Genomic DNA, 26,331 nt, shown 5'->3' on the forward strand with positions numbered 1-26,331 from the left:
GGTCGTGTCGTGCGGGCGTCCGCGTCAGTGCAGGTGGGCCATTGCGTCGGTGGGCAGCGGTGTCGCGAACATCCGCTGGGTGCGGAACCGGCTCATCCGGGCGGCGGGATGGGGGAGTCGTTCGATCTCGAAGTCGATGTCGAGTCGGGCGCACAACAACTCGGCGGTCCCGTCCGTGTAGAGCGAAGTTTGCTGCATGATCCAGCGGCCCCGAGCATCATCATCTGTGACCCGGATCTGCTCGCTGCCGACCAGATGAGTATTGCGGACGAAGTGCTCTGCCGGTGGCAGATACCGCGAGACGAGCGCAACCACCTCGGCGCGGCCTCGGGCGATACCGAACTTGCCGGCGTACTCAGGGCCGACACCCTCCCAGGTTGCGTCCGCGGTGAACAGCAGGCCGATCTGGTCGGCGCTCTCAGGTGGCCCGGGCACGTCGCACAGGTCCATGTAGTGGGTCAGGCAGTCGCGGACGGCGTCCTTCGCTTCGAGAACCGCGAGTCGGCGTTCGAGGGCGGTCATCGGATCACGATTCCACGTCGTCCCGAATGGTCAGCTCACGACCCATCCGCGCTTCGATCTTGAAGTACTTCCACAGTGCGTATTCGCCGATCATGGTGGTGCGCAGCAGGTTGCAGGCATTTTTCACCGTTTCTTGGTCCCGCACATCGGCAAGGACGTAGCAGGTCCACGGCCACCCATCGGACGGCCCGACCATGTGGGCGTCGTCATCGAACGTGCCGATGATGTCGATGCCGTCCATGTTTTTCAGGTCCGACAGCATGGTGGAAATGCCGACCCAGACCGGGCCGATCTCCGCCTTGGGCAGATCGAAGAAGTTCTGGTTGTTGCCGATGCAGAACAGGGTGCGCAGCGGTTCGGCCATGACGGCGTCCTTTCGGTTGGGTGCGAGCCCGGTCAGGGGAAACTGGGGATACCGGCGTCGAGCCCGAGCAGGATCGAACCGGCGGCCTCGAAGGTGTTGGTCTGGAGCATCGCGTGCTGGGCTGGAACGAGCGCGTCCTGAAGGTATCTCTGGAGTGGATGGCTCTCGTAGATCGCGCCGGTGCCCGCGAGATCGAATGCGGCGAGCACTACAGCGCGGCCTACATGCGCAGCCTGGGTCGCACCCAATCGGAGCAATGCCTTGTGTTCGTCGGTGATGGTGGCGCCCGATACGGCGAGCTCCCAGACCTCGTCGGTGACCTCGTAGAAGAATGCCCGCGCCGAGCGCAGATCGGCCTCGGCTTTCGCGAGGCCCGACTTGTATGCGGGGCGGTTCCCCTTGGCTGTGCCGCCGGTGATGCTGGAACGGGCCGAACCCACCTCACGTACATAGTCGAGGGCGCCGCGAGCCGCCCCGAGCGTCACCACGGCAAGGACCTGCGCCGCGTACGGGAGCATCGGGTAGCGGGTGATCGGTTCGTCCACCTGTGGCACTCCGCCACGCACGAAGGTCATCTCTTCGGGCACGAAGAGCTGCTCTGCGCGGACGGCGTGGGAGCCGGTGGCCTTCATTCCGGCCACATCCCAGTTCTCCACGATTTCGACGTCGGCCGGATCCACCAGTGCTGTGAGAGGCATGCCGTTGGTCTCCGGGCCCCCGGCGAGGCCGATGCCGAGAATGTCGGCGCCGCGGCACCCGCTGGCGAACTGCCAGAGCCCGCTGCACAGGTAACCGCCCTCCACCTTCTCGGCTTCCTGCATTGGGAACAGGCCACCGGCATAGGCGAGGTCGGGTCCGTCGGCGTAGATCTTCGCCTGCGTTGCAACCGGCAGAGCAGAGAAGTACACCAGCGATGATCCGAAACTCGCGACCCAGCCCGTGGCAGGGTCGACCGCGGAGATCCGCTCGACGAGTTTCATGAACGACGACGGATCCATCGGTTCACCGCCGAACTGCACCGGCGTCGATGCCCGATAGATCCCTGCGCGTTTGAGCTGGGCGATGTACTCGGGCGGGACGAAGTGCTGTTGGTTGAACTCGTCGCGTCGGTCGCGCAGGGTCTCGAGTGCATCGTCGAACGCACGTTCCCGGGCCGTGCCGACAGGCTCGGCCGCGATCCGTTCGGTGGTGCTGGGGATCGTCATGTCGTCTCCGTTCGCTACGTGTTCGCGCTGATGAACACGCTATGGACGAGTCGGCTACGGCGGTATCGGGGTTTTCTCCCGAGGTCATAAAGTAATTACCGATGGCGGTTGTGACCGGCGGCGTTCCATGATGGGTCGTCCCGTTTCGGAGGTGCTGATCGATGTTCCCGACCCGGCGCGACTTTCAAGCGATGGCGGAACACACGCGGACGGGAATCCTGATCCACGAGGCCGCGTCGAAGAACATCCTGTGGGCTAATCCTGCAGCCTGTCGAATGTTCGGATTCACGCTCGAGGAGTTGCGCCCGCTCAAGGCGCACCACATGAGCAGCCAGGAACGGCAGTACCGGCGAGCGCTCGGTGTCGCGTGGCTGCAGTCCGCCGTCGTCCACGGGTCGAGTCGCCGGCAGTGGAAATACCGGACCAAGGCCGGCGTCGACTTCCTCACCGATGCCACCGCGTCGCTCATGCAATTCCAGGACGGTCCGGTGGTGATGGTCGAGTTCCGCAACATCTCGGAGGAGGTTGAAATCCAGCAGGAACTCAGTTGGGTGTCGCAGTCGCTGCAGCGGATCATGACACACACATCGGCAGGGATTCTGGTGCTCGACGAGGACAATTGCATCGAAGATATCTCTCCGCTCGCCGCGCGACTGTTCGATTCCACCCCCGATCGGCTGACGGGCGTCCATCTCGAAGACCTGGGCCGGTGCGACCCAGCGCTGAACTCCGAACAGGTGGTGGCCAAACTCGCGTCCCGTAACGGATCCGTCAAGATCACGCAGAGGATCGCGAAAGCGGGCGGGAGTGTCGCGTGGCTGGCCGGTGAGCTAGAGGACGTCGTGCACGACGGCATCGTCTCGCGTGTGCTGGCCTTCCGCGACGTCACCGAACGCGTCGAACTGGAACTGCGGCACGAGTACCAGGAGGCGAACCTCCAGTATCTGAGCCGCTACAACGCGATGGGCGACATGGCGATGATTCTGGCCCACGAGCTCGGTCAGCCCCTCGCCGCGTCGTCGAACTACCTGGGCGGACTGAAGGCGCGTGTCGCGGGAGGAACCCTCGACCGCGAGCAGCTGTCGTACGGATTGGATATGGCAGAGAGACAATTGAGCCGCGCCGCGGAGATCGTGGCATCTGTCAAACGGTATGTGCGACGTATCGAATCGACAATGACCGCACTGGATCTCAACGAGGTGGTCGACGAGAGCCTGTATTTCGTGCGGTTGCGTGCGGCCGAGCTCGGCATCCGCGTCGATGTGCATCCGACGACCGATCTCCTGCCGGTTCAGGGCGAGAGTGTGCTGATCGGACAGGTGATCATCAACCTGTGCTTCAATGCGATCGACGAGATCATGCTGCCGACCACCGAGGTCAAGGAACTGACGGTGAGTACGTCGCGCGACGGGGAGTGGGCCTGTGTCTCCGTGACGGATCGGGGTCGGGGTATGGCGCGTGCACCCGAGAACCGCCTCACGTCGGGGGTGTTCTCGGCGAAACAGGACGGGTCCGGGATCGGCTTGATTCTCTCGGAGCACATCGTCGAACGGCACGGCGGCGACATTCGATTCTCGTCGAACGCACCCTGCGGTACCGAGGTGCGGTTGCGTCTGCCGGTCAGTTCCTTCTCCCGGTGAGCGAATGTGCCCTTCGTCTCGATGATCGAACCCGGTGTGCCATTCGTTCAGGAGGGGATGGCGGCTGCGGGGCGGACTTCGTTGAACCTCCGGGGGGCGAGTGTTACTGTCTCGCGTGTAGATACCGAGAGGTGATGTGTAAATAACGCAACACCGCGGCTTGCTCGGCCGATGAACGGAGTGACCATGCCGCTTGCCCTCTGCGCTTCGTCGCACTCGCCGCTGATCGGGCTGCACGACCCTGCGGCGGACATTGCGGACGAGGTGCACGCCCAGCTCACAGGGGCACGCGCCTTTGTGGAGGAATTCGATCCCGAACTCGTGCTGGTCTTCGCCCCTGACCACTACAACGGATTCCTGTACGAGCTGATGCCGTCGTTCTGCGTGGGTGCGGCAGCCACATCCGTGGGCGACTACGGGTTGCCGAAGGGTCCGCTACCCGTCGACCGCGACGCCGCCTATACCCTTGCGCGGCACGCACTCGAGTCGGGCATCGATGTGGCGCTGTCCGAGGCGATGCAGGTCGACCACGGCTTCGTTCAGCCGCTGCTGTTCCTGTTCGGTTCTGTGGACAAGCTTCCGCCCCTGGTACCGGTGTTCATCAACTGTGTGGCCGAGCCGCTCGGCCCCGCAAGCCGAGCGCGTCTGCTGGGGGAGGCTGCAGGACGAGCGCTGGCGGAGTCAGGGAAGCGAGTGCTGATCGTCGGGTCGGGCGGCCTCTCGCACGACCCGCCGGTGCCCCGCATGGAAAACGCTACGCCGGACGTGGCCGAACGAATTATCCACGGGCGCAATCCCACGGCCGAGCAGCGTCGGGTGCGGGAATCTCGCACGGTCGCGGCGGCGGGTGAGTTTGCGTCGGGAGCAACCGATTTTCACGACCTCAACCCCGAGTTCGACACCTTTGTGCTCGACGCGTTCGAGTCGGGCGACACCACTGCGTTCGATGAGAGATCGACCGACTGGTTCGTCGAGGAGGGTGGCCATTCCGCCCACGAGATACGCACCTGGATCGCCGCCTACGGCGCGTTGTCCACGCAGGGCGACTACGAGATGACACGTCGTTACTACCGCCCGATCAAAGAGTGGTTTGCCGGATTCGCCGTCACCACTGCACTACCGAAGGCCACTGCACTACCGAAGGTCACTGCACTACCGAAGGAGTTGGCTGCGCAATGACGATCTGGGACGACCTCGGCACGGTGGCGCACACGATCGAGTACCGCGCGATCGACGGATGGCGGACCCGCGTGCTGCGCGCGGGCTCCGGGCCTGCGCTGGTGCTCATGCACGGCACGGGCGGGCATCTGGAAGCATTCTCGCGAAACATTCCTGCGCTCTCCGAACATTTCACCGTCGTCGCCTACGACTTCCCCGGGCAGGGCTACACCACCCCGACCGAGCGCGATCTCGAGATCGACACCTACGTCGGGCATCTCGCTGCGCTACTCGATGATCTGGATCTGGAGCGCGTGCACCTGTCCGGCGAGTCGCTCGGTGGTTGGGTGGCAATCAAATTCGCTGTTGAGCACCCCGAACGACTGGACCGTGTCGTGCTCAACACGCCCGGCGGGACCATGGCTGCCCCGGAGGTGATGGCGCGGATCAGGGACTTGAGCCAGGCCGCCGCCGACGACCCTTCGGAGGAACGCATCCGGGCGCGTCTCGAGTGGCTCATGGCCGACCCGTCGAGTGTCACAGACGAACTCGTCGGGTGCCGACGCGCGATCTATTCGCGACCCGGGTTCGCCGAGTCGATGCGGCACGTCCTGTGCCTGCAGGATCCCGATGTGCGGCGGCGCAACATGGTCACCGACGTCGACCTGGCCGCAGTGACGGCACCCGCACTGGTGATCTGGACCAGCGACGACCCGTCCGGACCTGCGGGGGCGGGTATGGACATGGCCGACAAGATGCCGAACGGGCGGTTCCTCTTCATCGACGGAGCTGGACACTGGCCGCAGTGGGAGCAGCAGGAGATCTGCGACAAGGCAGTGATCGGTTTTCTCTGCGGCGACGCATGACGGTGCTCAGCCCTCGAGCACTGCCGATGCGATCTCCTGTGCCGACCGCACGACCTCCGGCGCAGCCGTGGACAGCTGGTTTTCGCGATGGCTCATGAGCGTCAGGCACGCCGCGGGGTGTGAGTTCGCGATCGGGGCCGCGACCGCGTAGGCACCGGACTCGACCTCACCCGAGCTCGTGGCGTATCCACGGCGCCGTGCCTCGACGACCGACTCGGGCTCGCCCGGAAGCGCCGGGCCCGCTGCCAGTAGCGCGTACCCGGCGGCGCCGCGGTCCAGCGGCGTCCGCATTCCGGCGCGGAAAGCGATGTGCTGGAGCACCGTCACGGGCTCCACCACCTCGATCGAGACTGCTTCCTCGCCCTCGACGACGAACAGGTGCACGGTGCACCCGGCCTGGTCGGCGAGGCGCCGCATCACCGGGGTGGCGATCTCGCGCAGCGCCGGTAGGTAGGACGTCGAGAGGGCTGCGAGGAGCGCTCCGGGGCGGTAGCTGCCGTCGGATCCGTGCGTCACGAAGCCGAAGTCGCGCAATGTCTGCAGGATTCGGTACGCGATCGAGCGGTGGACGTCCAGTTCGGCAGCGAGGCGCTGAACGGTCATGCCGTCGGGGGAGTCCACGACGGCGAGCAGCGCGGTGAGTCCGCGGGCCAGTGTCCGGCTTCCGACCTGGGGTGCAGGCTGCTGGCGCCCGTTCGACGTCGGCATTCAGTGCATGCCCGTGAGCGAAAAGTGCAACATGACGCTCATTATATGCACTTCGGCTGCGGTAGCGGTGTTGACACTATAGCTCCGCGTTCGACATAGTACGTGTGTATATAGAAGCTCGGTGTTCGATAAATACACACACTGACGCAAGGGGAATGCCCGTGACCGACGGTCGAGAACGATCCGCTTCGGAGTCTGCTGCCGTCGATGTGCTCATCGTGGGAGCCGGGCCCGTGGGGCTCACCTTGGCGAACATCCTGGGGGCCCGAGGCCTGCAGGTTCTGATCGCGGAGGAGCGAGACGTCCTCATCGACTACCCGCGTGGCGTGGGACTGGACGATGAGTCCATGCGTGCCTTTCAGGGCATCGGTCTAGCAGAAAACGTTGAACAGCACCTCATTCCGAATCAGATCCTGCGATTCGTCAACGGTGGCGGTGAGCTTCTCGCGGAGATGGCGCCGAGTCAGGCGCAGTTCGGCTGGCCGCGGCGCAACGGATTCGTCCAGCCACTCGTCGATGCCGAACTCCTCGAAGGCCTCGCACGTTTCGACACCGTCGAGGTGTGCTGGTCCAACCCGATGCAGTCCCTGCGGGAAGATGGGGACGGTGTCGTCGTCGAACTCGGCGACCGGGACGCACCTCGCGAGGTGCGCGCACGATACGTGGTCGGATGCGACGGCGGCAAGAGCCGAACCCGCCACATCATCGGGACGGCGTTCGACGGTGTCACGTCGTCCACCCGTTGGCTGGTTGTCGACCTCGCGCACGACCCCCTCGGCTCGCCGAACAGCTACGTCGGCGCCGACCCCGAGCGGCCCTACGCGTCCATTTCCATCGCCCACGGCATCCGGCGCTTCGAGTTCATGCTCATGGACGACGAGCACGACAGCGAGGTCGACGACATCGGCTTCGTGCGCACACTCCTCGGCCTGCACATCCCGCGTCCCGAGGACGCCGAAATCATCGCCTACCGCGTCTACACCCACCACTCGCGGATTGCGGGCGACTTCGGCCGCGGACGCATCTTCATCGCGGGAGACGCCGCCCACCTCATGCCCGTCTGGCAAGGGCAGGGGTACAACAGCGGTGTGCGCGACGCAGTCAACCTCGGCTGGAAGCTGGCCGCGGTGTGCTCCGGGCAGGCCGACCCCGGCTTGCTGACCACCTACGACGCAGAACGGCGCGGGCATGCCCGCGCCATGATCGACCTGTCGACCACGATCGGTCGGGTGATCTCGGTGCGCGACAAGCGCCTTGCCTGGCTTCGCGACCGTGTGCTTCGCTCGGCGTCGGCGCTCCCCACTCTCAAGCGCTACATCCTCGAGATGCGGTTCAAGCCGATGCCGCGATACGAGACCGGGGCGGTGGTACCTCTCCCCGGCAAGGACTCGCCGGTCGGCCGGATGTTCATTCAGCCCGAGGTCGTCACCGAGAACGGCCGATGCCGGCTCGACGAGGCGCTCGGAAGCTGGTTCGCGGTGCTCTGCTGGAACAACGACCCCACCGCAGTGCTCGACAAGCCCAGCGTGGCGGCGTGGCGCAAGATCGGTGCGCGGCTCGTCGCTGTCGTTCCCGCCGCCCAGGTGGGGCAGACTTCCTACGGAGACGACGTGACCGTGGTCGGCGACCCGGGGCAGCTCAAGGCCTGGTTCGACGTCCACCGCGAGTCTGTCCTGTTCCTGCGACCGGATCGTTTCGTCGCTGCTGCCGGCATCGCGCAGGATGCGAGCCTGCTGTCGGCGCAGCTGTTGAGCGCCCTGCGGATGGAGAAGCACGTCGCCGACAGCTCTTCTGGTGCCACCGTAGGCTGACCAACGCGAGCATTTCACTGGATGGTCTCACTATTTGCTTGACGATGACACCTGCGCTGAGGGACAGTGTCCAATGACAAGACACATCGTCCAGCGAACTGGGTTGGCCGCTGATCCGACGGGCGTGAGGAATCTCGAATGTGCAAAGGTCAGGACAGTCGGATCGAAGAGCTTCCGCTCGAGGGTTTCGTCGTCGTCGATCTGTCCGTCGGCGTCGCCGGCGGTTACGGGACCAGGCTCCTGGCCGACGGTGGTGCCACGGTCCTGAAAGTGGAAGCCGTGGAAGGCGACCCGTTGCGCCGCTGGTCCGGCTCGGGCGCCGAGATCGGGGGCGAGGAGAGCGGTCCGCTGTTCCAGTTCCTGGCGGGCGGCAAGGAAAGCCTTGTCCTCGATCCCGAATCCGCAGACGTCGCAATGCAGGTCGGGCGGCTGCTGGCAAGCGCCGATGCGGTGATCTGGTCGGCCGATTCCCCATTCGCGACCATCGCCGAGCTGCATCCGAAGCGGTTGGAAGCCGACCACCCGCACCTCGTCATCGTATCGATCAGCCCGTTCGGACTCGAAGGCCCGTGGAGCGACAGGGCTGCAACCGAATTCACGCTTCAAGCGTGGTCCGGTGCGATCGTCGGGCTGGGTCGTGGCGCGCCCGATCGTGCGCCTGTCCAGGTGGGCGGCCGGGTGGGACAATTCGTGACCGGCACTTACACCGCCATCGGGGCACTGACCGGACGGGTGAATTCGCGCCTCACGGGTCGCGGGTGCCTAATCGACCTGTCGATGCTCGAGGCGATCGTGTTGAGTCTGACGTATTACCCCGTCACCTACCACGATGTGATGGAGCGGCCGTGGCGCGCCGAACGCGCTCTGGTGCTCCCGGGCGTGCAGCAGGCTGCCGATGGTCTGGTCGGAATGGCCTGCGGGACGCTGCAACAGCGTCAAGACCTCTACGTGATGATGGACCACGCGGAATGGATCGAGGACGACGCCATCATGTCCCGTCCGGCAGAGGTGGCGCCCCTGATTGCTGAATGGGTAGCCGAGCGCACCGTCGACGAGATCCGAGAACTGGCGATCGCCTTCCGAATCCCGCACGCTCCCGTCGCAGATCCCAGCAACGTCGCCACACTCGACCACTTCGAAGCGCGCACGGTATTCGTCGAGAACCCGTACGGGAAGTTCCTGCAGCCTCGTCAACCCTTCCAGGTGTCGTCGTTCACCTGGGCTGCGCCGCAACCGTCTCCAGCTCTCGGCGCACACCACGACCCGTTCGGCCCTGTGCGCGCACACAGTGACAGCAGCAGTGGCACCTTGCCGCTCGCCGGCTTGCGGGTGCTCGACATGACGGCTTTCTGGGCCGGTCCCACCGCGACCCACCTGCTCGCCTTGCTCGGCGCCGACGTCATTCACCTCGAGTCCGTGGTGCGGCCGGACGGTGGTCGGCTCGTCGGCGGGGTGTCGGGTGACGTCGACATGTGGTGGGAACGTTCACCCATCCATCTCGGCGGAAATGCCGGCAAGAAGAGCGTCACGATCGACTTCACCACCGACGAAGGGCGCACACTACTCGAGCGTCTCATCGAAACCTGCGATGTGCTCGTAGAGAACTTCACGCCGCGGGTGCTCGATCAGGCCGGACTGAACTACGAGCGGGTACGCGAGATCAGGTCCGACATCGTGATGGTGCGTATGCCGGGCTTCGGGCTCGACGGTCCCTGGCGCGACATCGCCGCATTCGCCTACTCGATCGAGGACGCCGCAGGCCTGACCTGGATGACGGGTTACCCGGACAGAAACCCACTCGAACCCTCCTGCATCGGCGACCCGAACGCCGGCATGCACGCGGTGTACGGTCTGCTGCTCGCGCTCGAACACCGCGCGGCCACAGGTGAGGGCGCGCTCGTCGAAGCGTCGATGATCGATGCGGCACTGAGCATCACCGCCGAGCAGATCGTCGAATACACCGCGACCGGGGCGATCCTGACGAGACAGGGAAACCGAGGGCCGGACGCCGCTCCGCAAGGGCTGTACCGGACACGAGACATCGACGAGTTCGGCCGGCTCGACAGCTGGATCGCACTCGCCGTCGAGAACGACACCCAGTGGGGTGCGCTCGTCGATGCCCTGAGTGAGGTTCCGGAACTCCGGGACGCCCGCTTCGCGTCCGCTGCAGGGCGTCTCGAGCATCATGACGAGATCGACAAGCTCCTGCAGGCCTGGTGCGAAGGCCGAAGTTCCGAGCGCATAGTCGACCGGCTGTGGAGCGCCGGTGTTCCGGTCGCGAAGATGATGCAGCCACACCGCCAGGCCGAGATCGACCAGCTGATCGCGCGAAAGTTCTTCGAGGACATGGAACACCCTGTGGCCGGCCGGTACCGGCAGAGCACCCTGCCATTCACCATGACCGGACTCCCCGAGCGACTGACACAGCGACCGGCGCCGTTGCTCGGGGAACACAACGAGGACGAACTGAAGGCGTTGGGCGTCACCATCGACGACCTGCGTGCGTTGGAGGAAAACGGAGTGATCGGCCGGGCTCCCGCTCGGTGACAAGTCTCGGCAACCAGTACTGACCTCGAGGAGCACACATGTCGAACAACGAACCGCCGTCGGCGGACGAAATCATCCTCTACGAGAAGGATCCGGCGTCGAAGATCGCGACCATCACGTTCAACCGGCCCGACCGCCTGAACGCGCCCACCGTGGCCGCGCGACTGCGCTACGCCGACCTGTTGCATCGAGCGAGCATCGACGACGACGTGAAGGTCCTGGTGGTGCGGGCCGAGGGCGACGATTTCGGAAGCGGAGTGGACCTGCCGGACTTCATGGCCGGTGTCGAGGGCGGCGATTCGGCCGAGCGCCTCAAGGAATTCAAGATCGACGATCCCGACGTCGTCTATCCGCCGAAGGACTCGTACCGCAACATGGGCAACTACGGGCCGTGGTTCGCCGACGCCCAGTCCGGCTGTCGGAGTCTGCAGGAGTTCAACAAGATCAGCATCGTCGAGGTCAAGGGCTACTGCTACGGGTGGCACTTCTACCAGGCTGCCGATGCCGACCTCGTCATCGCCTCCGACGACGCACTGTTCGGGCATGCCGCGTTCCGCTACGTCGGCTGGGGCCCGCGCATGTGGACGTGGGCCATGACGATGGGGATCCGGCGTTTCCAGGAGATGGTGTTCACCGGCCGGCCGTTCACCGCCGACGAGATGTACGAATGCGGCTTCCTCAACAAGGTCGTGGCCCGCGAAGACCTCGAGGACGAGGTACAGACGTACGCGAAGGCGTGTGCACGCAACCGCCCGACCGACACCGTCGTCATCCAGAAGATGTTCTTCAGGATGATGAAGCAGCATCAGGGCGAGTACATGGGCAGTCTCCTTACCGGTATGGTCGAGTCCATGGGGCGGCTCGTCCGCCCGGACGAGCAGGAGTTCCATCTCGATGCCGAGATGATGGAGGCGGGGCTGACCAATTCGGTGAAGGCGAACGACGAGAATTTTCCCCCGGGGTTCCGGCTCAGCAAGGCCGCCCGGCTGCGGCCCTGATCACGGCTGCGGCCACAGTTAGGATCACCGACTCATGAGCACTACTCCACGACTGTCCATGCGCGAGCGTCAACGCAACCTGACACGGCAGAGTATCCTCGATGCCTCCCTGGATGCGTTCGCAGAGCGCGGATACTTCGCGACCACGGTCGACGACATCGTGCAGCGGGCCGGAATCGGGCGAGCAACCTTCTACCTGCACTTCGACGGCAAGGCGACAGTGCTGCGAAACCTCCGCGACGCGCGGATGGTCGAGTGGCAGACCCAGGACGGCTTCAACTGGGGGCGCGGGCAGGCAGCCTCGGTGCGGAAGTTCTTCGAGCGGATGGTCGACTTCTATCTGGAGGCGCCGATCCTTTACAAGACGCTGCACGAGGCGCGCGCCGCCGATCCGGAGTTCGCCGCAGAACACATGCGGACCATGGAGGAACTGGTCGTCGAATGGTCGGGCACCAAGACGTCGGCCACCAGGGAGCAATTGCGTCTCAGTGCCGCGATGCTCTACTCGATGCTCGACTACTTCATGCATCTCTGGCTGATCCAGGGGTGGGAGATCGAGCGTGAACGCGCGATCGACGCGATGTCGGACGCGCTGCTGGCCGCGATGCGCTGAACGTCAGTTCTCGGTCTCGAAGACCCTGCGCAGGACGGTGTGGACGTCGTCGAGGAAACGCTGAGTCTGTCGTGTACGAGGGCGGGCGACGAACCCGCCGTGGATCACCCCGGGGTAGACATGGAGTTCGACCGGAGTCCCGGCTCGGGACAGTTGCGCGGCATAGTGCAGGTTGGAGTCGAGCAACGCGTCCACGTCGCCGATACCGATGAATGCGGGTGCGGTGCCGCGCACGTCGTCGGGTGTCGCTCGTCCGGGTGCGGCTGTTGCCGGGGGGACTGTGCCGTGGAGTTCGCCGAGATACGCCCGCCACGAGTGACGTTCGGCCTCGAGTCGCCACAGACCCCAATGTCCGGCACCGCCCTCGAGTGCCCGGAGGGAGCCGTGCTCACGGTCGTCGAGCATCGGATAGACCAAGAGCTGGAGCGCGGGCTGGGGCAGGCCCACCTCGGCGAGCCGGATGCACAACGCGGTGGCGAGCCCGGCTCCGGCGCTTGCACCGCCGATGACGAGACGGCTCGGGTCCACTCCGAGAGCGTCGGCGTTCGCGAGGATGTGGCGCCAGACCAGCTCGGCATCGGCGAGCGCTGCGGGGTAGGGATTCTCGGGTGCCAGACGGTAGTCGACCGAGACGACCGCGCAACCGATGTCGGCGGCGAGGAGATCGAGCCGATCGTCGTTCTCGTCGAGCCCACCCATGATGTAGGCGCCGCCGTGGAAGTACATGATCGCGGGGAGTGGACCGGTGGCCTCGCACGGCCGGTACCACCGGACGGGTACGCCGGGTCGCTCCTCGGTGCCGGGGACAATGTCGTCGACCCGCTCGACTCGGTCGTTCGTCGGGGTCGGGGGAGGAGTGACCTTGGCGTAGGCCGCACGAATGGTGTCGATGCTCGTGGTGTCCCACCGTGTCAGGTGGTCGAGTTGGTCGAGTGTGCCTGGTTCGACCCTGCGGTGGACTGCGACGGCGGGCTCGGTGAGGCCGTCGAAACCCGGGAGTGCCGCGATGCGAGCGTGCAGATCGTTATCGGTGGAGTGGAATGTCTCGGCGAGGATCGGGGGTTCCTTCCGAACCCGTACTCGTTCGGCGAGCTCGGCGGCGCGGGGCTGCGTTTCCGGTGTATCGAGAACGGCGATGCGGCTCGGGTCTGCATCGAAAAGGTCGGTGGCCACCGAGCGGGCCCACTGCAAGGCGCGGTCGCTGTCGTCGAGTGCACTGCCGGAACGGACGGGGACCACGACGATCGCCAGTCCGTCGGCGGCGAGATCGCGGCAGGTATTCGAGTGGTCGCGGCTCAGGACCAGCACCAGAAATCGCCTCGTCGAAGCGCGTGGCGACGCAACAGTGCGGACGATCAGCCCGGCCCCCACGTCATGGGAGTCGCTGACCGTCATCCCTACCTCCGTCTCATATAGTGCACAGATATGTGCAGAAAATGCACTTAAACGGTAGCTGATCGCGTTGGGCGCCACAAGGTTCCGCTCCGAACCCTTGACGGGGTGCGCCCCACTCGACCAATATGTGTGTATATAGAACCAAACTGTTCGATAAATACACAAGTCTTCGGATCGAGCATCACACCGAGAAGGAGTCGCACCCAATGACAGAAGCTCGGCGCACCTCGGCCCCGGAGAGCGACACTCCGAATGCGGCACAGGTCTTCACGGCCTGGCTCGCGGAATTCGCGTCTGCGCTCGAGAAGGGCTCGGAGGTCGAACTGGAGGCATGCCTGCACCCCGACGCCACGTGGCGCGACTTCATGGCCTTCCCGTGGGACTTCCACCACGCCGTAGGTGGCGCGCACACCGCTGGTCGTCTGATCGAGCTCACCAAGGAATGGAGCGCGTCCGGCTTCGCTGTGAGTGCAGAGCAGGAGCCCTTCGTCTCCGGCGACGACATCATGGGGTTCTTCGACTTCACGACCAATGACCGGATCGATCGCGGATTCGCGCGACTCGTACGCGACGGGTCGCGCTTCGTTGCGTTCACGCTGCAGACCCAGGTCGAAGCGCTCGAAGCATTCCCGGAGGGAACTCGTCACCGTCGCCCCGAAGGGAAGGTCTACGGCGTCGTCCCGGGCCGCACGCGCTGGGCCGACGACAGGCACAACGAGACGTCGTTCGACGATCGCGACCCCACCGTGCTCGTGCTCGGTGCCGGCCACAACGGCCTGGCTCTCGCGGCGAGGCTGGGTGCCCTCGACGTCGACACGCTCGTGATCGACCGGGAGGCACGTATCGGCGACACGTGGCGCAAACGCTACGCATCGCTTGCATTGCACAGCACGGTCTACGGTGACCACCTGCCGTATCTCCCGCTTCCCGCCACGTGGCCGGCGCACACCCCCAAGGACAAGTTCGCGAACTGGCTCGAAACGTACGCCACCACACTCGACCTCAACGTGTGGACGCGCACGACGTTCCTGGGCGGCCACTACGACGAGGAATCCGAACGGTGGACCGTCCGCGTGCAGCTGGGCGACGGCTCGATCCGCGACCTGCACCCGCGCCACTTCATCGTCGCGGGCGGTATGTTCGGTTCGCCGCGCATTCCCGAGATCGAGGGACTCCAGGAATACCGCGGTGTCGCGGTGCACTCCGACGAATTCCAGGACGGCGACCGCTACGCCGGCAAGAAGACGCTCGTCATCGGCTCGGGGGTCAGCGGTCACGAACTGGCGCACGACCTCTGGGAGCACGACGCCGACGTCACGATGGTGCAGCGCACCTCGACCTACGTCGTCACCTACCCGAGCTACCACAAGTACTGGTCGACGCTGTTCACCGAAGACATGACGCTGACTCCGGACTTCGCCGACCAGATGACCTATGCCCTGCCCAACGAACGAGTGGACGAATTCAACAAGGAACTCGTGCAGCTCGCGAAGGCGGCCGACAAGGAACTACTGGACGCACTCGAATCCCAGGGGTTCAAGCTCAACTGGGGTCCGGACGGCACAGGGATCATCGGCGCGCACATGTCGGGCAAGGACAGTTACCAGATCGACATCGGCGCGTCCCAGTTGATCGCCGATGGTCGAGTCCGCCTGAAGCAGGGTGTCGAGGTCGCGGAGATCAAGGACGGCACTACGGTGGTGTTCACCGACGGATCGGAGATGCGCGACGTCGAGCTGATCGTCTTCGCGACGGGCTACCACCAGTTCTGGGGTCACCTGAAGCCGGTGCTCGGCTCCGCCGCAGCGAAGATCGACAAGGCGTACGGTCGCGCCGCCGACGGCGAGTACGCAAACACCTGGCGCCGATCGGCGCAGCCGGGGCTCTGGTTCGGCACGGGATTCATCCGGATGGCGCGCTTCTACACCCGATTCACGGCCTTGCTGATCAAGGCGATCGAGGAGGGCATCGAGCCGATGGACCCGGAGACCCGCACACGAGACGAGCCCTGTTCCGGTAGGCGGACGGTTACTCGAAGACGTTCGGACCGACATAGTCGATGACGACCTCCGGCACTTCTGTTGTGGGATCCAGCCACCACACAAAGCACCAGTCTTCGCCCCCTGCCGGGGCGTAGACGATGTATACCCACCGACCGGGGGTGGGAGGTGACAGATACCTGGTCTTGAATCGTCGGCTAGTCGGATCGGCTGTGAGTGCATCGAAAGCGTCCTCTATGCGCTCGCACATCTCGGGGTTCGATGCATGTAGCGCATTCATCGCGTCGTCGGGTTCGTCCATGATCCGAAAGGTGGCCACTCGCAAGACCCTAGCGATCATGAACCGGATGGGCAAATGGGTAATGTTGTCGTTGCATCATCTGCTGCATGTGGGTAGGGTATGGAAGCGGTGCCGAATGGGCACAGTTACACCGACCGAGACTTGATGAGGCTCTGATGAGTGACTTGCACGCAGAACTGGACAGTCGCAACAGGATCAGTCTGGGCAAGGTGAAGAACCGCGCTGCGAGGTACCGGATCGTGGAAGAGTCAGACGGCACGCTGATCCTCGAACCGGCAGATTTGCTGACCCGAAACGAGCAACTCTATCTATCGAATCCCGAGATCGTCGCTGCAGTGAAGCGGAGCAACGACCATCCGGAACTCCGACGCCCTTACAGCCGCAGGACCCCTCGGCGCTGATCCCTCGGCCAGAGATCCTCCTGTCGCTCACCGGTCGCGCAGCGCGCTTCGCTGGATCTTGCCGGTCGCGGTCTTCGGGAGCGCATCGAGCACGTGGACCACGCGGGGTCGCTTGTACGCCGCGAGGCGCTCGCCCGCGAACTCGACCAGTTCGACCGGGTCGGTGCTCTTACCGTCTCGCAGTGAGACATACGCGATCACCGCTTCACCTCGGTAATTGTCGGGCACCCCCACCACCGCGACCTCGAGTACCGAAGCGTGCTCGTACAACACGTCTTCCACCTCGCGCGGCCACACCTTGTAGCCCGAGGTGTTGATCTGATCCTTGATGCGATCGACGAGATAGACCCAGCCCTCGTCGTCGATGATGGCGACGTCGCCGGTATGCAGACGGCCACCGGGAAGTGTGTGCACCGTGGCTTCCTCGTTCTGCCAGTAGCCGGGAATCACCTGCGGCGCCGCGACGACGAGTTCGCCCTCCTCCCCGGGTGGCTGCGACCGGCCCTGGGCATCGACCGTGACGACTTCGACGCCGCGTGTGGCGACCCCTACCGAGAGCGTGCCACTCGGCCCGTGCACGGGAGCCGCCACACCCGGCGGCACCGCGATGCCCCCGCCCGTCGTCTCGGTCATCCCCCAGATGTTGTGGAGGTAGACGCCGAACCGGTCGCGGAAGGCGTCGATCGTCGCCGGTGGGATCGGAGCTCCGCCGGAGTAGATGCGCTTCGCACTCGCGAAATGGTGGTCGCCCGCACCGGGGACGCCGAAGAACGCATTGAACGCGGTGATCGAGCCGACCGTCGTGGTGACCTCGTGCTCACGGATCGTGTCGAGTGCGACCGATGCCTCGAATCGTCCGCTCATGCTCAGTGTGGCGTCGTTCAGTAGCGCGATCCCGGCGTTGAGCGAGAGGCCGGTGATGTGGAACATCGGAGCGATCGCGTAGGAGACATCGCCGGCTGCAAGGCGGATCCAGTCGGCGTAGCCGGCGACAGCGCACAGGAAGTTGCGGTGGGTGTTCAGCGCGCCTTTGGGCGGTCCGGTCGTGCCGGAGGTGTAGGTGAGGAAGGCGATGTCGTCGCCGTCGTGCATGATCCGAGCCGGACGCTGACCTCGTCGTGCAGCGAGGATCGTGGTGAGGTCGCCGTCGGGGGAGGGCGCGGGGTCCGGTTCGGTGAACACCCGAGGGTCGTTCCGTGTCTGGAAATCTCGCGACGACGCCGAGATCAACCACCGGACCGGGGTTCCCGCCAACGCGTTGCGTGTCTCCTCGTCGGTACCACGCGCGACGATGATCCCCGTCGTGCCGGAATCCTCGACCAGACGCCGCAACTCGTCGCCCCGGTACATCGGATTGAGCGGCACCGCGATTGCGCCGGCCTTCCACGCGGCCAGCAGGGCAAGTGGGTAGTACGGGATGTTCTGTAGATAGATGCCGATCCGGTCGCCCGAGCGCACACCCCGCGCTTGCAGCTCGGTGGCCAGCGCATCGGTCAGCGACTCGGCGGTGGCGGCGTCGATCGTGCCGTCGAAGTATCGGATCGCCGCGCGGTGCGGACCGGCAGCGACCCGCTCACGCCACGCCTCGACGATCGAGCCGCACGTGCTCATCGATCTGCACCGACTGCGTGCCGTCCGGCGATCCAGGCGAATGTCATTCCGGGGCCGAGTGTTCCGCCGGGGCCCCCGTACGACGCGCCGGTCGGCGACGAGACGTTGCCCGCCGCATACAGCCCGGTGATCACGGTGCCGTCGAGATCGATGACGCGGGCGTGCTCGTCGACCTTCGGCCCGCCCTTGGTGCCGATGACGCCGGCGGTCAATTCCATGGCGTAGAACGGACCGTCCGTGATCGGTCCGAGCGTGCCTTCGATGCTCCCTTTCTTGTAAGGATCACCCCACCACCGGTCGTGGGCGCTCTCGCCTCGGCCGAAGTGCGGGTCTTTACCTGCGGCGACGTTCGCGTTCCACTGGTCGATGGTGCGCTCGAGTTCGTCGCCGGGGATGCCGAGCGCCAGCGCGAGGTCGCGGAGGGTGGACGCCTCCACCAGCCACGGGGGTGTGGTGCCCGTGTAGGGGCGACCCGTCGATCCGTAGGTGGTGAGGTAGGTGTGGTCGAAGATCAGCCACGCGGGAAGGTTGGCGTACCGGAACGCGGTGACGTCCTCCTGATGGAAGGCGCCCACGACCGAGTTGTAGCTGACGGCCTCGTTGGTGAAGCGTCGGCCGGTGCGGTTCACCATGATGCTGCGTGGCCGGGTGCGGTCGCCGTTGATCATCTCGAGGTTCATCGAGTTGATGCCCTCGGGGAGTTCGGTGATGGGGATCCACCAGGCTTCGCGCATGTTCTGTAGTGCAGCTCCGGCGCGCATCGCCATGCGCAGTCCGTCGCCGGTGTTCGTGGGTATCGAGGCGGGTTTCGTGACGTGGCCGCGCAGGAACGCAGTGCGGTATTCCTCGTTCCACTCGAATCCGCCGGTGGCCAGGATGACAGCGCGTGTGGCATGGAGGGCCCGGCCTCCGTCGGCGGTCTCGACGACCACACCGGCCGCGCGGCCGTCCTCGATGATCAGATCGTGTGCCGCTGTGGACACCTCGATCGTGACGCCTACCTGGAGGCACGCGTTCAGGAGGTGGCCGACGAGGCCTCCGCCCATGCCGCGCAGGTCTTCGGCCTCGCGGTGTGCTTTCTCCTCGTCGGTGGGCGCCTTGGGGACGGCGCAGCCGATCGCGGTCTCGTCCATGCGCAGGTAGGGCGAGTAGTAGGGGGTCACCTCGACCTTGTCCTGCCACTCACCCAGGGTGGGGAAGGCAAACAGTTCCTGCCCGAGTGTGCGGCCGCCGTCGGTCTTGCCGCCGGGATTCGACGGGTGGTAATCGGGTAGGCCGGGCACGGCGAAGAACCTGACTCCGCCGTCGTCGGCAAGTGCGCGCACCATCTTCGGTCCGGCGTCCACGAAGGCACGTGCCAGGCGTTCGTCGAGGATGCCGCGTCCGAGGGACATCAGGTAGGTCATCGCGTCGTCGACACTGTCCGTCGCGCCGATGTCTGCCATGTAGGGGTTGTTCGGGATCCAGACGTGCCCTCCGGACCAGGCGGTCGTGCCGCCGACGCGGTCGTTCTTCTCGAGGACCGCGACACGGGCACCTGCGTGTGCTGCAGTGAATGCGGCGGTGAGTCCTGCGGCGCCGCTGCCGAGGACGATGACATCGTAGGTTTCGGGCTCTGACACTCCGGCCTCCGGTTCGAGTGGGCTCTTGTGGGGTGGTGTGATCCCGCTTACCATAGCGAACGTGCATCAATAGAGACTAGGCGTTCAATATATACAACACGTGCGAGACGAGATGGTGGGGCGAATGCCAATGCAGGAGACGTACGACGTCATCGTTCTCGGGTCGGGAGCCGCCGGCCTCACCGCAGCGCTCGCCGCCGCGCTCGAGGGTGTCGACGTAGCGGTGTTCGAGAAGGCCGAGCTGATCGGCGGCACCACCGCACTGTCCGGTGCGGGAATCTGGGTTCCCGGCAACCCGGTCGCGGCGGAGAAAGGCGTCGAGGATTCCCTGGAGGAGGGAATGGCCTACCTGTCGAGCCTGTCCAACGGGATGATCCTGCCCGAGTTGGCCGAGGCGTTGATTGCTGGCGGCCCCGGATTCGTCGACTTCCTCCACGAGCACACCGACCTACGACTCCAGCTTGTCGAGGGATATCCCGACTACCACCCCGAACATCCCGGCGGGAAGCCCGGCGGTGGGCGGACACTCGAACCCGGGTTGTTCTCCTTCGCCGGGATCGAGGAGTGGATCGACCGTATTGCCGGCGACATCCAACGCATCGTGCTGGCCGAAATGCCACTCGGTGGCGGAACAGGGGTGGTTGCGCCCGAGATGCTCGCCGCCCGCGCGGAAGCCGAGGAAGAAGGGCTGGGTCGCGCGCTGGTCGGTGGTCTCCTGAAGGCGTGCCTCCAGCGCGGGGTCGACGTTCACGCCGGGGCCCGGGCGCTGCGGCTGTGCGCCGATGAGGGAGTCGTCGACGGTGTCGAGGTGGAGACCGGCGATGGAGTGAAGGCCATTGGAGCCTCCGCGGTGGTGCTCGCGACCGGAGGGTTCGAGTACGACCCGGATCTGGTGCGCGATTTCTTGCGTGGCCCGTTGACGCGTCCCATCGGTGCGCCGACGAACACCGGTGACGGCCTCCGGATGGCCATGAGAGTCGGTGCCCGGTTGGGCAATATGCGTGAGGCGTGGTGGTCGCCGTCGGTACCCTGCCCGGGCACCCGGCGCGACGGGGCTCCTATTGCGATGCTGTCGTCGCGTGAGCGGGCGCTCCCCGGCTCGATCATGGTCAACCGCTACGGCCGTCGCTTCGCCAACGAAGCGGCGAACTACAACGCCTTCGGTGGTGCCTTCCATCATCTCGACGAGTCGCGACTCGACTACCCGAATATCCCGGCGTACATGATCTTCGACCAGTCCACGGTCGACAGGTTCGGTGTATTCGGCGCTCGCCCGGGGGCTCCGGCTCCGGAGTGGGTCGTCCGGGCGTCATCCATATCGGAACTCGCTGCAGCACTGGAGCTTCCGACCGACGCGGTGACGGACACCGTCGCGCGCTTCAACGACCACGCGGCGCACGGCGTGGACCCGGACTTCTCGCGGGGCAGTAGTGCGTTCGACCGATTCCCGGGCGGGAGGATGGGCGATCCGGATTCCCCCGGTGCCACACTGGGTCCGGTCGAAACGGCACCGTTCTATGCCGTCGAGGTGATCAGTTCGGCGCTGGGCACGAAGGGTGGGCCCCGCACCGACGTCGAAGGGCGGGTTCTCGATGTCGACGGCGACGTGATCGAGGGGTTGTATGCCGCGGGCAACGTGATGGCCAACCCGAGCGGGATGGTCTACGGCGGTGCCGGTGCCACACTTGCGGTCGCGGGAGTGTGGGGAATCGCTGCGGGTCGAGCCGCGGTCGCGGACCGGGTTCCTGCACGATCCGAAGCGATGTAGACCCGCGTGAACACGCAGACGAGCCCATTCGTTCAAAAGATGGACGCATTGTCTATTGACTTGCCGAACCATCCATCTATAGCGTGTGACTGGGATTACAGGACGACTCTCGATGCCACCTCTGATCTGAAGGACGGCCCATGGCGACTCGGCGCTATCTCCACCTGAACCTCGTCGGCAACGACGTCAATCTCCACATGGGGGCTCCCTCCTACGAACAGCAGCACCACGCCAGCACCGCGCTCGTCGACCCGTTCGAGCGGCTGATGACCTACGGCCACCTCGGCGACGAGGGTCTCTTCACCGCGATCTTCCTCGGCGACGTACCCGGCATGCCGAACTCACCCGCCTTCGACGGCGGGCCCGCCGAGCCGATCACTGCGCTGACCGCGATGGCCCGCGAGACCGAGCACGTCGGACTCATCGCCACCGCGTCGACGACGTTCTACGATCCCTACACACTCGCGCGTCTCATCGCCTCGCTCGACCAGGCGTCCGACGGCCGGGCCGGGCTCAACGCGGTCACCACCGTCGGCGACGCACTCGCGCTGAACTACAGCAAGACCAGCCACCCCGACCGCGAGACACGGTACCGCCGCGCAACGGAATTCCTCGACGTGACCGAAGCCCTCTGGGCGAATCGCGAGGTGCGTCGCGACCCCGACGGCGTCACGCGGTACTACGCCTCGCCGATCAATCACAAGGGCGAATCCTTCAGCGTCATCGGACCGCTCAACGTCGCGCCGAGCCGGCAGGGCCGGCCACTGGTCGCGCAGGCCGGTGGCTCCGGGCCCGGCATCAAGGTCGCCGCGCGCCACGCCGACATGGTGTTCACGGCCGCATCCAACAGGGAGCGTGCAGCCGCCTACCGGGAGGACCTCGACAAGGCGCTCGCCGATGCGGGGCGCCCCGTCGGGGGCGTCCCGGCGGTCCCCGGCCTCATCCCCTACGTCGCGCGCACCGCGAAGGAGGCAGAGGAGCAGATGCTCGCCCTGGACGAGTTCGTTCCGTGGGAGCTCCTCGCACCGAAGGTGCTGGTGCAATTCGGGTTGGAACCGATTTCGTTCGACAGCGTCGAAGAGCGGTTCCCGTTCGAGAAGATGCCCAAGCCGGCCGACGTCGAGTCGACCATCAAGAGCACGTTCGGGAACTACGTGGGTCTCTACGATTGGATCGAGGCGCATCCCGGCGCCACCGTCCGCGAGGTCACGGCGCAGTCGCTCGGCCGAGGTGGCGCTCAGCACCGCAAGTTCGTCGGCTCGTACGACGACATCGTCGACGATTTCGAGGCATGGTTCCACGACGGCAACGTCGGAGGCTTCAACCTCATGTTCCCCGTCGGCCCGGCGTCGATCCGCGACTTCATCGACGAGGTGATTCCGCGCATGATCGACCGCGGGATCTACCGATCCACCCCCGACGACCGGCCGCTGCGAGAACGCTTCGCATGAGCAGCAACCTGCCGAGAGGTGAAAGGAACCGAGCATGCCGGAGACGTTGACGCCGCCGGGCCCGAAACCCGAAGGCTTCGATCCGGATTGGGTGCGGGCCAAACACGCCTACGAGCGCGCCAAGCGGCTCCGCCGTGACGGCGTCGAGCAGTTCGTCGAGGTCACCGCCGAATTCTCGCACTGGGAGGACGACCCCTACGTCGAACGGACCCCGCGCGATCCGGTGACCGACGACGTCGAGATCCTGATGGTTGGGGCCGGCCTCGGCAGTCTGATCGCCGCGGCACGGATGCGTGAGGCGGGCCTCGACGGCATCAGGCTGCTCGACCGGGCAGGCGGTGTCGGCGGAACCTGGTACTGGAACCGCTATCCGGGCATCCAATGCGACATCGAATCCTACATCTACATGCCGCTCCTCGAAGAACTCGGCTACGTCCCCACCCAGAAGTACGCGTACGGAGCCGAGATCCGCGAGCACCTCACGACGATCGCGCACAAGTACGACCTCGTGCGCGACGCGCTCTTCCACACCACCGTCACCGAGATGATCTGGGACGAGGCGAGCGAACGCTGGATCGTGCACACCGACCGCGGCGACCGCCTCCGCGCCCGGATCGTAGTGGTCTCGCCGGGCTCCCTCGTACGACCGAAACTTCCTGGCATTCCCGGCATCAACGAGTTCGAAGGACACACCTTCCACACCAGCCGATGGGATTACGGCTACACCGGGGGAGACGAGTCCGGTGAGCTGACCGGGCTGGCCGACAAGTCCGTGGGCGTCGTCGGTACCGGTGCGACCGGCCTGCAGGTGGTCCCTCACCTCGGTCGATGGGCCGAGCAACTCTACGTGTTCCAACGGACGCCGAACGCCGTCGACGAACGGGGCAACAAGCCGACCGACCCCGACTGGGCTGCGACTCTCGAGCCCGGATGGCAGCGCGAGCGGATGGAGAACTTCACTCGCTACACGGCGGGCATGGAGAGCCACACCGACCTCGTCGACGACGGCTGGACCCGGGTGGCATCCGAGGTCACCAAGACGGCGATTCAGCAGGAGAACGAACGCCGCGGTGCGCCGATGACCCCCGAGGAGGTCGGCGAGTTCCTGTTCGAGGCCGACTACAGATCGATGGAGCGGGTGCGCGCCCGGATCGACTCCATCGTCACCGACAAGGCCACCGCCGAAGCGCTCAAACCCTGGTACAAGCGGCTCTGTAAGCGCGTCGGATTCCACGACGAGTTCCTGCCGACGTTCAACCGCGACAACGTCGAGCTCGTCGACACCGACGGGCGCGGAATCGAACGCCTGACGCGTGACGGGGTCGTGGTCGGCGGCACGGAATACAAGGTCGACGCGTTGATCTTCGCAACGGGATACGACGTCAGCAGCAGCTACACTCGCCGCGCCGGATTCGACATCATCGGTCGCGACGGCATTCACCTGAGCGACAAGTGGAAGAGCGGACCGCGCACCTTCCACGGCCTGCAGTCCAACGGATTCCCCAACTGCTTCTTCCTCGGCTACACCCAGACCGGTATCGCGAACAACTACACGCACACCGCTGAGGAACGCGCCCGTCACCTCGTCTACCTGCTCCAGCAGCGCATCGAGCGGGGGGCCACCACGATCGAGGCCGACCTCGAGGCAGAGGACGGCTGGGTCGCCACCATGAAGGAACTCGCCGGGCCGGGCCAGGCCTTCTACGCAGACTGCACCCCCAGTTACCTCGACAACGAGGGCGACAGCGGTAACCCCGACGGACTCGTCGCAGCCAACTACGGCGGTGGCCCGATCCAGTTCTTCGAATTGCTGGCCCGGTGGCGAGACAGCGGAGAAATGGACGGCGTCACCCTCTCGTAGGGTCCTTGACCCCCAGTCACGGTTACGGAGTGAATTGTCGATGAAAGTCGAGATCATCGAAGAGCGATGCGTCTCTGCCGGCCAGTGCGCCGCGATCGCACCCGAGGTGTTCGACCAGCGTGACGAAGACGGCGTCGTGGTCCTGATAGACCCGAAGCCGTCCGAGGAACACTGGGATTCGGTTCGTCAGGCAGCGGCGTCGTGCCCCGCGGTCGCCATCGCATTCGAGGAGTGAAAGACATGACAGAGAATTCCCTTGCCGGCGTCGATGAGGAAGTTCTGAGCTTCCCCGTCGAACGCGACGCGCGCTGTCCGTTCGATGTCCCCGCCGCGCTCATCGATTCCGCGGCCAACCGGCCGCTGCGGTGTGCCCGCATCTGGGACGGCAGTACTCCGTGGTTGGTCACCGGCAATGCCGAATTGCGGATGCTGGCGTTGGATCCGCGGATCAGCACCGACGATCGCCTGACGGGTTTCCCGCACTGGAACGCAGGCCGGGCGGCCATCGCTCCGATGCGGCCCGACAGCATCTTCAACACCGACGGGCCCGAGCACCTGCGACTACGCCGGATGATGACACGCACCTTCTCGTACAAGCGTGTCGAAGCGCAACGCGAGAAGATTCAGCAGGTGACCGACAAGCTCATCGACGACCTGCTCGCCGGGCCGAACCCGGTCGACCTCGTCCCGGCATTCGGCCTTCCGCTTCCGTCGTTCATGATCTGCGAACTGCTCGGAGTTCCCTACGACAATCACGATTTCTTCCAGGAGCACGCGTCGGCGGCGATGGATCGCTACGCCACACCGGAGCTGCAGGAGCGGCTGTTTACGGCGATGCGCGGCTATATGCGTGAGGTCATCGAAGAGCGACTTGCCTCCTCCGAAAAGTCGACGGGAGTGATCGCGGAGTTCGCCGACAATATTCGTGCCGGCGAGATGACGATCGACGAGGGTGTCGCGCTGGCCAACGGCCTGTTGTCGGCCGGTCACGAAACCAGCGCCGGGATCATTTCACTCGGCACCCTGGCGCTTCTGCAGAATCCCGAACAGCTCGAGTTCCTGCGCAACAACGACGATCCCAAGGCTATTGCCAATGCGGTCGAGGAACTCCTGCGGTACCTGAGCATTGTGCACAACGGGCAGCGCCGGATCGCTCTGGAAGACATCGAGATCGGCGACGTCGTGATCCGTGCCGGCGACGGTGTCATTCTCGACTATTCCGCGGGCAGCTGGGATGCGCGGACGTTCGACGAGCCAAGGCAGTTCGATGTGGCTCGGGTGGCGAACAAGCACCTTGCTTTCGGATTCGGCCCGCACGGATGCATCGGCCAGCAGCTGGCCCGCGTCGAGCTTCAGGTCGCGTTCGCGACGCTCATTCGTCGCATTCCGACCCTGAGGCTCGCCGTCCCGATCGAACAGATCGAGTTCAAGCACGACCGGCTCGCCTACGGTGTCTACTCCCTGCCCGTGAGTTGGTAATGGGCGGGGA

The 26,331-nt window shown here is 65.3% G+C and carries 21 protein-coding genes; 14 read left to right on the forward strand and 7 right to left on the reverse strand.

Annotated features, from left to right (window positions below; all coding sequences use genetic code 11):
- Positions 1-24: 24 nt before the first annotated feature.
- Genes ACZI8W_RS05005 through ACZI8W_RS05015 form a run of 3 tightly spaced genes read right to left on the reverse strand, consistent with a single transcriptional unit; the run spans position 25 to position 2,091 of the window.
- Positions 25-522, reverse strand: a complete 498-nt coding sequence (locus ACZI8W_RS05005; RefSeq protein ID WP_463367381.1) for a nuclear transport factor 2 family protein — start codon at positions 520-522, stop codon at positions 25-27.
- A gap of 4 nt (positions 523-526) precedes the next feature.
- On the reverse strand, positions 527-886 hold the full coding sequence (locus ACZI8W_RS05010; protein WP_463367382.1) for a hypothetical protein: 360 nt from the start codon (positions 884-886) through the stop codon (positions 527-529).
- A gap of 32 nt (positions 887-918) precedes the next feature.
- Positions 919-2,091 carry an acyl-CoA dehydrogenase family protein gene (locus ACZI8W_RS05015; protein ID WP_463367383.1) on the reverse strand — a complete coding sequence of 391 codons (1,173 nt, stop codon included), beginning with the start codon at positions 2,089-2,091 and terminating at the stop codon, positions 919-921.
- Between the two features lie 161 nt (positions 2,092-2,252).
- On the opposite strand from ACZI8W_RS05015, the gene ACZI8W_RS05020 reads away from it, so the two are divergent.
- The 3 genes from ACZI8W_RS05020 (at position 2,253) to ACZI8W_RS05030 (ending at position 5,755) form a co-directional block, all read left to right on the forward strand.
- The gene (locus tag ACZI8W_RS05020) at positions 2,253-3,731 is read left to right on the forward strand and encodes an ATP-binding protein (protein ID WP_463367384.1); all 1,479 of its coding nucleotides are present in this window, start codon (positions 2,253-2,255) and stop codon (positions 3,729-3,731) included.
- A 186-nt stretch (positions 3,732-3,917) separates the two neighbouring features.
- On the forward strand, positions 3,918-4,910 hold the full coding sequence (locus ACZI8W_RS05025; protein ID WP_463367385.1) for a 3-carboxyethylcatechol 2,3-dioxygenase: 993 nt from the start codon (positions 3,918-3,920) through the stop codon (positions 4,908-4,910).
- Complete coding sequence (locus ACZI8W_RS05030) at positions 4,907-5,755, forward strand: alpha/beta fold hydrolase (RefSeq protein ID WP_463367386.1); 849 nt, start codon at positions 4,907-4,909, stop codon at positions 5,753-5,755. The genes ACZI8W_RS05025 and ACZI8W_RS05030 overlap by 4 nt, the downstream gene beginning before the upstream one ends.
- Before the next feature lie 6 nt (positions 5,756-5,761).
- Here ACZI8W_RS05030 and ACZI8W_RS05035 read toward each other — a convergent pair whose 3' ends face one another.
- Positions 5,762-6,463: an IclR family transcriptional regulator gene (locus ACZI8W_RS05035; RefSeq protein WP_463367387.1), complete on the reverse strand. Its 702-nt coding sequence runs from the start codon at positions 6,461-6,463 to the stop codon at positions 5,762-5,764.
- 155 nt (positions 6,464-6,618) lie between these two features.
- On the opposite strand from ACZI8W_RS05035, the gene ACZI8W_RS05040 reads away from it, so the two are divergent.
- The 4 genes from ACZI8W_RS05040 (at position 6,619) to ACZI8W_RS05055 (ending at position 12,432) form a co-directional block, all read left to right on the forward strand.
- A complete protein-coding gene (locus ACZI8W_RS05040) occupies positions 6,619-8,274 on the forward strand; it encodes a bifunctional 3-(3-hydroxy-phenyl)propionate/3-hydroxycinnamic acid hydroxylase (protein WP_463367388.1) in 1,656 nt (551 codons plus the stop codon).
- A 138-nt stretch (positions 8,275-8,412) separates the two neighbouring features.
- On the forward strand, positions 8,413-10,821 hold the full coding sequence (locus ACZI8W_RS05045) for a CaiB/BaiF CoA transferase family protein (RefSeq protein ID WP_463367389.1): 2,409 nt from the start codon (positions 8,413-8,415) through the stop codon (positions 10,819-10,821).
- A 38-nt stretch (positions 10,822-10,859) separates the two neighbouring features.
- Positions 10,860-11,819 (forward strand): enoyl-CoA hydratase/isomerase family protein, encoded by a 960-nt coding sequence (locus ACZI8W_RS05050; RefSeq protein WP_463367390.1) that lies wholly within the window; start codon positions 10,860-10,862, stop codon positions 11,817-11,819.
- 34 nt (positions 11,820-11,853) lie between these two features.
- Positions 11,854-12,432, forward strand: a complete 579-nt coding sequence (locus ACZI8W_RS05055) for a TetR/AcrR family transcriptional regulator (protein WP_463367391.1) — start codon at positions 11,854-11,856, stop codon at positions 12,430-12,432.
- Positions 12,433-12,435: 3 nt separating this feature from the next.
- On the opposite strand, the gene ACZI8W_RS05060 is transcribed toward ACZI8W_RS05055, so the two are convergent.
- On the reverse strand, positions 12,436-13,827 hold the full coding sequence (locus ACZI8W_RS05060; RefSeq protein WP_463367392.1) for an alpha/beta hydrolase: 1,392 nt from the start codon (positions 13,825-13,827) through the stop codon (positions 12,436-12,438).
- 206 nt (positions 13,828-14,033) lie between these two features.
- Between ACZI8W_RS05060 and ACZI8W_RS05065 the strand changes: the two genes are divergently transcribed.
- Positions 14,034-15,890 carry an NAD(P)-binding domain-containing protein gene (locus ACZI8W_RS05065; protein ID WP_463367393.1) on the forward strand — a complete coding sequence of 619 codons (1,857 nt, stop codon included), beginning with the start codon at positions 14,034-14,036 and terminating at the stop codon, positions 15,888-15,890.
- Positions 15,891-16,283: 393 nt separating this feature from the next.
- A complete protein-coding gene (locus ACZI8W_RS05070) occupies positions 16,284-16,529 on the forward strand; it encodes a hypothetical protein (protein ID WP_463367394.1) in 246 nt (81 codons plus the stop codon).
- 27 nt (positions 16,530-16,556) lie between these two features.
- Here ACZI8W_RS05070 and ACZI8W_RS05075 read toward each other — a convergent pair whose 3' ends face one another.
- On the reverse strand, positions 16,557-18,140 hold the full coding sequence (locus ACZI8W_RS05075) for a class I adenylate-forming enzyme family protein (protein WP_463367395.1): 1,584 nt from the start codon (positions 18,138-18,140) through the stop codon (positions 16,557-16,559).
- Positions 18,137-19,762, reverse strand: coding sequence for an FAD-dependent oxidoreductase (locus ACZI8W_RS05080; protein ID WP_463367396.1), 1,626 nt, complete (start codon positions 19,760-19,762; stop codon positions 18,137-18,139). Before ACZI8W_RS05080 ends, ACZI8W_RS05075 begins: the two co-directional genes overlap by 4 nt.
- Positions 19,763-19,886: 124 nt before the next feature.
- Between ACZI8W_RS05080 and ACZI8W_RS05085 the strand changes: the two genes are divergently transcribed.
- The 5 genes from ACZI8W_RS05085 (at position 19,887) to ACZI8W_RS05105 (ending at position 26,321) form a co-directional block, all read left to right on the forward strand.
- Positions 19,887-21,530 (forward strand): FAD-dependent oxidoreductase, encoded by a 1,644-nt coding sequence (locus ACZI8W_RS05085; RefSeq protein WP_463367397.1) that lies wholly within the window; start codon positions 19,887-19,889, stop codon positions 21,528-21,530.
- A gap of 140 nt (positions 21,531-21,670) precedes the next feature.
- Positions 21,671-22,981: an NtaA/DmoA family FMN-dependent monooxygenase gene (locus ACZI8W_RS05090; RefSeq protein ID WP_463367398.1), complete on the forward strand. Its 1,311-nt coding sequence runs from the start codon at positions 21,671-21,673 to the stop codon at positions 22,979-22,981.
- Between the two features lie 34 nt (positions 22,982-23,015).
- Entirely contained in the window at positions 23,016-24,842 is a 1,827-nt protein-coding gene (locus tag ACZI8W_RS05095) for a flavin-containing monooxygenase (RefSeq protein ID WP_463367399.1), read from the forward strand.
- A 40-nt stretch (positions 24,843-24,882) separates the two neighbouring features.
- Positions 24,883-25,077 (forward strand): ferredoxin, encoded by a 195-nt coding sequence (locus ACZI8W_RS05100; protein WP_463367400.1) that lies wholly within the window; start codon positions 24,883-24,885, stop codon positions 25,075-25,077.
- Positions 25,078-25,082: 5 nt separating this feature from the next.
- Positions 25,083-26,321: a cytochrome P450 gene (locus ACZI8W_RS05105; RefSeq protein WP_463367401.1), complete on the forward strand. Its 1,239-nt coding sequence runs from the start codon at positions 25,083-25,085 to the stop codon at positions 26,319-26,321.
- The last annotated feature ends 10 nt before the right edge of the window (positions 26,322-26,331 follow it).

The sequence above is a fragment of the Rhodococcus ruitaii genome (genome assembly GCF_055230935.1).

Bases quoted from the DNA above. Each gene is read 5' to 3' on its own strand.
- ACZI8W_RS05005 (WP_463367381.1), bottom strand. From the start codon at position 522: ATGACCGCCCTCGAACGCCGACTCGCGGTTCTCGAAGCGAAGGACGCC.
- ACZI8W_RS05010 (WP_463367382.1), bottom strand. From the start codon at position 886: ATGGCCGAACCGCTGCGCACCCTGTTCTGCATCGGCAACAACCAGAAC.
- ACZI8W_RS05015 (WP_463367383.1), bottom strand. From the start codon at position 2,091: ATGACGATCCCCAGCACCACCGAACGGATCGCGGCCGAGCCTGTCGGC.
- ACZI8W_RS05020 (WP_463367384.1), top strand. From the start codon at position 2,253: ATGTTCCCGACCCGGCGCGACTTTCAAGCGATGGCGGAACACACGCGG.
- ACZI8W_RS05025 (WP_463367385.1), top strand. From the start codon at position 3,918: ATGCCGCTTGCCCTCTGCGCTTCGTCGCACTCGCCGCTGATCGGGCTG.
- ACZI8W_RS05030 (WP_463367386.1), top strand. From the start codon at position 4,907: ATGACGATCTGGGACGACCTCGGCACGGTGGCGCACACGATCGAGTAC.
- ACZI8W_RS05035 (WP_463367387.1), bottom strand. From the start codon at position 6,463: ATGCCGACGTCGAACGGGCGCCAGCAGCCTGCACCCCAGGTCGGAAGC.
- ACZI8W_RS05040 (WP_463367388.1), top strand. From the start codon at position 6,619: ATGCCCGTGACCGACGGTCGAGAACGATCCGCTTCGGAGTCTGCTGCC.
- ACZI8W_RS05045 (WP_463367389.1), top strand. From the start codon at position 8,413: ATGTGCAAAGGTCAGGACAGTCGGATCGAAGAGCTTCCGCTCGAGGGT.
- ACZI8W_RS05050 (WP_463367390.1), top strand. From the start codon at position 10,860: ATGTCGAACAACGAACCGCCGTCGGCGGACGAAATCATCCTCTACGAG.
- ACZI8W_RS05055 (WP_463367391.1), top strand. From the start codon at position 11,854: ATGAGCACTACTCCACGACTGTCCATGCGCGAGCGTCAACGCAACCTG.
- ACZI8W_RS05060 (WP_463367392.1), bottom strand. From the start codon at position 13,827: ATGACGGTCAGCGACTCCCATGACGTGGGGGCCGGGCTGATCGTCCGC.
- ACZI8W_RS05065 (WP_463367393.1), top strand. From the start codon at position 14,034: ATGACAGAAGCTCGGCGCACCTCGGCCCCGGAGAGCGACACTCCGAAT.
- ACZI8W_RS05070 (WP_463367394.1), top strand. From the start codon at position 16,284: ATGAGTGACTTGCACGCAGAACTGGACAGTCGCAACAGGATCAGTCTG.
- ACZI8W_RS05075 (WP_463367395.1), bottom strand. From the start codon at position 18,140: ATGAGCACGTGCGGCTCGATCGTCGAGGCGTGGCGTGAGCGGGTCGCT.
- ACZI8W_RS05085 (WP_463367397.1), top strand. From the start codon at position 19,887: ATGCCAATGCAGGAGACGTACGACGTCATCGTTCTCGGGTCGGGAGCC.
- ACZI8W_RS05090 (WP_463367398.1), top strand. From the start codon at position 21,671: ATGGCGACTCGGCGCTATCTCCACCTGAACCTCGTCGGCAACGACGTC.
- ACZI8W_RS05095 (WP_463367399.1), top strand. From the start codon at position 23,016: ATGCCGGAGACGTTGACGCCGCCGGGCCCGAAACCCGAAGGCTTCGAT.
- ACZI8W_RS05100 (WP_463367400.1), top strand. From the start codon at position 24,883: ATGAAAGTCGAGATCATCGAAGAGCGATGCGTCTCTGCCGGCCAGTGC.
- ACZI8W_RS05105 (WP_463367401.1), top strand. From the start codon at position 25,083: ATGACAGAGAATTCCCTTGCCGGCGTCGATGAGGAAGTTCTGAGCTTC.